The sequence below is a fragment of the Mycobacterium sp. genome, from assembly GCF_049673265.1.
Taxonomy (GTDB): domain Bacteria; phylum Actinomycetota; class Actinomycetes; order Mycobacteriales; family Mycobacteriaceae; genus Mycobacterium.
In genome coordinates, this window is record NZ_JBATXN010000468.1 from 1 (window position 1) to 6,079 (window position 6,079).

Consider the following 6,079-nt stretch of genomic DNA (forward strand, 5'->3'; position numbering starts at 1 on the left):
TTGCCTTCGAGGTTCACCCGGATCAGGTTAGCTAGTGGCGTTGCGCCCAGACATACCAGGTCGAACACCGGCGGCCCGATCGCTGGTGTCATGTTGTGGCGCAGCGAATGGACGAAGCTGACGGCGAGTCTGGTGATCCGGTGCCCCAGGCTCCCCGTCGGTGTGCCTGCCCCGCGTGTAGTCGCCTTGCCACTCCACTTGCTCTCCCGCGGTGACCCTCGCCACCTGCTCGGCTTGCTTTGCCGGGTTACGTGAGCCGCGAAAAAGCTCATGCTTGCGCTGCAGTTCTTCGTCAGACTCGATGCGCCTGAGTTCGGGGGCGAACTCTTCGAGCTCGGCTCGACGCTGTGGGACGATCATGCAGATCGGCTCGTCGACCTCGAATCGCACCGGCATCATTTTGCGGGTGAGCTTCCAGCTCATGCTGAAACTCGCGCTTGCCCAGTCGGTTTCCACGACGCCCTCTAACGCGCACACGCCGTCCTTCGGATAGTTCGCCGGTCCGCGGACCAACAGGTTGTAGCCCGGCGGAGTGCGAAACAGCACCGGCAGATTCCAGGTCAGGGTCCCGTAACCGAAATGGCTGAGAGGCAGGAGCTGACCGGCATCGCGCTTATCGGGTGCGATGATCACGTCGACGCCGTTCTCATGACCCATCCAAGTAGCGGTGAACGCGCACGGATTGCGGAGCTCCCAGCCGCTCTGGTTGGCGATGAGCATCGGCAGACAGCGATTAGGCCAACCTGTGTTGGTCTCCAGCATCTTTCGCATCCACGTCCGGTTAGTCGATGCCGGGTGAATTTGCGGCGCATTGTCACGGGTGAGGAACCCGATCAGTGGACGGTCCGGCCCGTCGGACTTGTCGCTCATTAGACGCAGATTAGCTGGGGATATCCGGTGCCACAGACGTTGGAACTTCTTTCCCCAGAAACGTGGCGCACGTCATGCTCCGGCGGCGCCCAGCCTGTCATTTCCGCAGGGATGGCGCGAGGTGCTACGCTGCGCGGCAGTCGACATCCTTTAACGATCCGTCCAGAGAGGCGGAGAAGGAGGTCAAGATCTCGCATGGTTGCCGCGGGTGACGCCGCTTTGGGCCGCGAACTGATGTCGGCGGCCGACGTGGGCCGCACCATTTCCCGTATCGCGCATCAGATCATCGAAAAGACCGCGCTGGATAGTGCCGAGGCACCGCGCGTCGTGCTGCTGGGCATCCCGACCCGCGGTGTGATTCTGGCCAAGCGCCTGGCCACCAACATCGGCGAATACAGCGGTGTCGAAGTCGGCCACGGTGCTTTGGACATCACCCTGTACCGCGATGACCTGATGCAAAAGCCGCCCCGGCCGTTGGAGGCCACCTCGATTCCGGCCGGCGGCATCGACGACGCCCTGGTGATCCTCGTCGACGACGTGCTCTACTCCGGACGCTCGGTGCGCTCGGCGCTGGACGCGCTGCGCGACGTCGGCCGACCGCGGGTGGTTCAGTTGGCGGTGCTGCTCGACCGCGGCCATCGCGAGTTGCCGTTGCGCGCCGACTACGTCGGCAAGAATGTGCCCACCTCGCGCAGCGAGAGCGTGCACGTGCTGCTGGCCGAACACGACGGCCGCGACGGCGTGGTCATCTCCCGGGAGGATGCGCCATGAGCAGGCACCTACTTGCCGCCGGCGACCTGTCCCGCGCTGACGCCACCGCGATCCTCGACGATGCCGACCGGTTCGCGCAGGCTCTGATGGGCCGCGAGGTCCGCAAGCTGCCGACGCTGCGGGGCCGGACCGTGATCACGATGTTTTACGAAAACTCCACCCGCACCCGGGTGTCGTTCGAGGTCGCCGGCAAGTGGATGAGCGCTGACGTGATCAACGTCAGTTCCACCGGATCGTCAGTGGGCAAAGGCGAATCGCTGCGCGACACCGCGCTGACGCTGCGCGCGGCCGGCGCCGACGCGCTGATCATCCGGCACCCGGCATCGGGTGCGGCGCACCGGCTGGCCGACTGGACAGCCAGCGCTGAAGGTGGCCCTTCGGTGATCAACGCGGGCGACGGCACCCATGAACATCCCACCCAGGCGCTGCTGGATGCGCTGACCATCCGCCAGCGGCTCGGTGACATCGACGGCCGGCGGGTGGTCATCGTCGGCGACATCGTGCACAGCCGCGTCGCCCGTTCCAACGTCATGCTGCTGGCCACTCTGGGTGCCGAGGTCGTGCTGGTGGCGCCGCCGACCCTGCTGCCGGTCGGGGTTTCCGACTGGCCGGTCACCGTCTCCTACGATCTCGACGCCGAGCTGCCCGCCGCCGACGCGATGCTGATGTTGCGGGTACAGGCCGAGCGAATGAACGGCGGCTTCTTCCCGTCCGCGCGGGAGTATTCGGTGCGCTACGGGCTATCCGAACGGCGCCAGGCGATGCTTCCCGGTCACGCGGTGGTGCTGCATCCCGGCCCGATGCTGCGCGGTATGGAGATCTCCTCCTCGGTGGCTGACTCGTCGCAATCGGCGGTGCTGCAACAGGTTTCCAACGGGGTTCACGTGCGGATGGCGGTGCTGTTCCATCTGCTGGTAGGAACAGAGGCGGCCGACAAAGGGCTCGGCGGAAAAGAAGGCGCGGCATGAGCGTGCTGTTGCGCGGGGTCCGCCCGTACGGTGAGGGTGACCGGGTCGACGTGCTGGTCGACGACGGCCAGATCGCCGATATCGGCGCCGCGCTAACGATTCCAGACGATGCCGATGTCATCGACGCGACCGGGCAGATACTGCTGCCCGGCTTTGTCGATCTGCACACGCATCTGCGCGAGCCCGGCCGCGAATATGCCGAGGACATTGAAACCGGTTCGGCCGCTGCCGCTCTCGGCGGCTATACGGCGGTGTTCGCGATGGCCAACACCAACCCGGTCGCCGATAGCCCGGTGGTGACCGATCATGTCTGGCACCGCGGCCAGCAGGTCGGTCTGGTCGACGTGCACCCCGTCGGCGCCATCACCGTGGGGCTGGCCGGAACCCAGCTCACCGAGATGGGGATGATGGCCGACGGAGCCGCACAGGTGCGGATGTTCTCCGATGACGGCAAGTGCGTGTACGACCCGCTGGTGATGCGCCGCGCGCTGGAATACGCCACCGGCTTAGGCGTTTTGATCGCCCAGCACGCCGAAGAGCCCAGGCTTACCATGGGGGCGGTCGCACACGAAGGGCCCACCGCCGCCAAGCTGGGGCTGTCGGGCTGGCCGAGGGCCGCCGAGGAGTCCATCGTGGCCCGCGACGCCCTCCTGGCCCGCGACGCCGGCGCCCGGGTGCACATCTGCCACGCGTCCACCGCGGGAACCGTTGAGATCATCAGATGGGCCAAGTCCCAGGGTATTTCGATCACCGCTGAGGTAACCCCTCACCACCTGCTGCTTGACGACAGCCGGCTGGCCAGCTACGACGGGGTGAACCGGGTGAACCCGCCGCTGCGCGAAGCCGCCGACGCGCAGGCGCTGCGTCAAGCGCTGGCCGACGGGGTAATCGACTGTGTGGCCACCGATCACGCCCCGCACGCAGAACACGAGAAATGCGTCGAGTTCGCCGCGGCGTTGCCTGGCATGCTCGGGTTGCAGACCGCACTATCTGCGGTGGTCCAGACGATGGTCGTCCCTGGTCTGCTGACCTGGCGTGACGTAGCGCGGGTGATGAGCGAGAACCCGGCGCGCATCGCCGGGTTGCCCGACCACGGCCGGCCCTTGGAAATCGGTGAACCGGCCAACCTGACGGTGGTGGACCCCGACGCCACCTGGACCGTCGAGGGCCCCGAGTTGGCCAGCCGCTCGGCCAACACTCCCTACGAAGCGATGACGTTGCCCGCGACCGTGACCGCAACCTTGTTGCGCGGCAAGATCACCGCGCGCGACGGGAAGTGCCCCGCGTGAAGTCCGGAACACTGGTCGCATCGCTGATCATGGCCGCACTGCTGGCGGTGCTGATCGCGTTCATCATCCAGCTGATGATGCGTGGCTGGCGTGCGCGCGCCCGCCGGCAGGCCGCGCTGATCGGCACACTGCCGCCGATACCCGACATGGTCGGGTCGCCGACCGTCGGGGCCACCCGCGGTGTGTATGTCGGCTGCACGATTGCGCCCAGCTGGCACGAGCGGGTGGCGGTCGGCGATCTGGGCTACCGCAGTAAGGCGGTGCTGACCCGCTACCCGGAGGGAATCATGGTGCAGCGCAGCGGTGCAGGCCCGATCTGGATTCCGCAGGAGTCGATCACCGCCATCCGCACCGAGCGCGGCATGGTCGGCAAAGCCATGGCGAACAACGGCATCCTGGCCATCCGTTGGCGACTGCCGTCAGGCACCGAAATCGACCTCGGGTTTCGGGCGAACAACCGCGATGAGTACGCCAGTTGGCTGGAATCCCAGCAGGAGGGAGCCTCGTGACTAAAGCCCTGCTGGTCCTTGAAGACGGCCGAACGTTCACCGGAGCGCCGTTCGGTGCGGTCGGCGAAACGCTTGGCGAAGCAGTCTTTTCCACCGGCATGTCCGGCTATCAGGAAACCTTGACCGACCCCAGCTATCACCGCCAGATCGTGGTGGCCACCGCCCCGCAGATCGGCAACACCGGGTGGAACGGCGAGGACGCCGAAAGCCGCGGCGACAAGATCTGGGTCGCTGGCTACGCGGTACGCGATCCGTCGCCGCGCTCCTCGAACTGGCGGGCGACCGGGACGCTGGAGGACGAACTGATTCGGCAGCGCATTGTCGGGATCGCCGGCATCGACACCCGCGCGGTGGTCCGTCACCTGCGCAGCCGTGGCTCGATGAAGGCGGGTGTGTTCTCCGGTACTTCGCTGGCCCATCCCGACGAACTGGTGGCCCGGGTGCGCGGTCAGCAGTCGATGCTGGGAGCCGACTTGGCCGGGCAGGTCAGCACCGCGGGCGAGTACGTCGTCGAAGCCGAAGGGCCGCACCGGTTCACCGTGGCCGCGATCGATCTTGGGATCAAGACCAACACCCCGCGCAACTTCGCCCGGCGCGGAGTCCGCAGCCTGGTGCTGCCGTCGTCCGTGACCTTCGAGCAGGTCGCCGAGATGAAACCGGACGGTGTGTTTCTCTCCAATGGTCCTGGGGACCCCGCCACTGCCGACCACATCGTCGAGGTGACCCGTGCGGTGCTGGGCGCCGGAATCCCGTTGTTCGGCATTTGTTTCGGCAACCAGATCCTGGGCCGGGCGCTGGGCCTGTCCACCTACAAGATGGTGTTCGGTCACCGCGGCATCAACATTCCGGTGATGGACCACGCCACCGGGCGGGTCGCGGTGACCGCGCAGAATCACGGCTTCGCCTTGGAGGGAGAAGCCGGCCAAACCTTCGACACTCCGTTCGGCCAGGCGGTGGTCAGCCACACCTGCGCCAACGACGGCGTCGTCGAGGGCGTCAAACTTGCTGATGGGAAAGCTTTTTCGGTGCAATATCACCCGGAGGCCGCGGCCGGCCCGCACGACGCGGAATACCTGTTCGACCAGTTCGTCGACCTGATGGCAGGGGAGAACCGCTAGTGCCACGGCGTACCGACCTGCGACATGTCCTGGTGATCGGCTCCGGGCCGATCGTGATTGGGCAGGCCTGCGAATTCGACTACTCGGGCACCCAGGCCTGCCGGGTGCTGCGGGCCGAAGGCCTCGAGGTCAGCCTGGTCAACTCCAACCCGGCCACCATCATGACCGACCCCGAATACGCCGACCACACCTACGTCGAGCCGATCACCCCGGGCTTCGTCGAACGGGTGATCTCCCAGCAGGCCGAGCGGGGCAACAAGATCGATGCGCTGCTGGCCACCCTGGGCGGGCAGACCGCGCTCAACACGGCAGTCGCGCTTTACGAGAGCGGGGTGTTGGAGCGCTACGGCGTCGAGCTGATCGGCGCTGATTTCGACGCCATCCAGCGCGGCGAGGACCGGCAGCGGTTCAAAGACATCGTCGCCAAGGTGGGCGGTGAATCAGCGCGCAGCCGTGTGTGTTTCACCATGGACGAGGTTCGCGAGACGGTCGCCGAACTTGGGCTTCCGGTCGTGGTTCGGCCGTCGTTCACGATGGGCGGTCTGGGCTCGGGC

General features: G+C 66.5%; 6 protein-coding genes and 1 pseudogene. 6 read left to right on the forward strand and 1 reads right to left on the reverse strand.

Annotation, left to right across the window (positions count from 1 at the left end):
• Positions 1 to 27: 27 nt before the first annotated feature.
• Positions 28 to 870 (reverse strand): DUF6065 family protein, encoded by an 843-nt coding sequence (locus WBF82_RS16275; protein WP_424082987.1) that lies wholly within the window; start codon positions 868 to 870, stop codon positions 28 to 30.
• 195 nt (positions 871 to 1,065) lie between these two features.
• Between WBF82_RS16275 and pyrR the strand changes: the two genes are divergently transcribed.
• The 6 genes and pseudogenes from pyrR to carB form a co-directional block, all read left to right on the forward strand.
• Positions 1,066 to 1,641, forward strand: a complete 576-nt coding sequence (pyrR, locus tag WBF82_RS16280) for a bifunctional pyr operon transcriptional regulator/uracil phosphoribosyltransferase PyrR (protein ID WP_424384011.1) — start codon at positions 1,066 to 1,068, stop codon at positions 1,639 to 1,641.
• Positions 1,638 to 2,609: an aspartate carbamoyltransferase catalytic subunit gene (locus tag WBF82_RS16285; RefSeq protein ID WP_424384012.1), complete on the forward strand. Its 972-nt coding sequence runs from the start codon at positions 1,638 to 1,640 to the stop codon at positions 2,607 to 2,609. The genes pyrR and WBF82_RS16285 overlap by 4 nt, the downstream gene beginning before the upstream one ends.
• The gene (locus WBF82_RS16290; RefSeq protein WP_424384013.1) at positions 2,606 to 3,898 is read left to right on the forward strand and encodes a dihydroorotase; all 1,293 of its coding nucleotides are present in this window, start codon (positions 2,606 to 2,608) and stop codon (positions 3,896 to 3,898) included. Before WBF82_RS16285 ends, WBF82_RS16290 begins: the two co-directional genes overlap by 4 nt.
• Positions 3,895 to 4,407 carry a transporter gene (locus tag WBF82_RS16295; protein WP_424384014.1) on the forward strand — a complete coding sequence of 171 codons (513 nt, stop codon included), beginning with the start codon at positions 3,895 to 3,897 and terminating at the stop codon, positions 4,405 to 4,407. Before WBF82_RS16290 ends, WBF82_RS16295 begins: the two co-directional genes overlap by 4 nt.
• Positions 4,404 to 5,525 (forward strand): glutamine-hydrolyzing carbamoyl-phosphate synthase small subunit, encoded by a 1,122-nt coding sequence (gene carA, locus WBF82_RS16300; RefSeq protein ID WP_424384015.1) that lies wholly within the window; start codon positions 4,404 to 4,406, stop codon positions 5,523 to 5,525. The genes WBF82_RS16295 and carA overlap by 4 nt, the downstream gene beginning before the upstream one ends.
• Positions 5,525 to 6,079: pseudogene (gene carB / locus WBF82_RS16305) on the forward strand (carbamoyl-phosphate synthase large subunit); the annotation flags it as partial. The gene carA and the pseudogene carB, both read left to right, overlap by 1 nt.

What these genes read in the sequence shown, in the direction of transcription:
- WBF82_RS16275 (WP_424082987.1), bottom strand. Translation starts at nt 870, where the DNA reads ATGAGCGACAAGTCCGACGGGCCGGACCGTCCACTGATCGGGTTCCTC.
- pyrR (WP_424384011.1), top strand. Translation starts at nt 1,066, where the DNA reads ATGGTTGCCGCGGGTGACGCCGCTTTGGGCCGCGAACTGATGTCGGCG.
- WBF82_RS16285 (WP_424384012.1), top strand. Translation starts at nt 1,638, where the DNA reads ATGAGCAGGCACCTACTTGCCGCCGGCGACCTGTCCCGCGCTGACGCC.
- WBF82_RS16290 (WP_424384013.1), top strand. Translation starts at nt 2,606, where the DNA reads ATGAGCGTGCTGTTGCGCGGGGTCCGCCCGTACGGTGAGGGTGACCGG.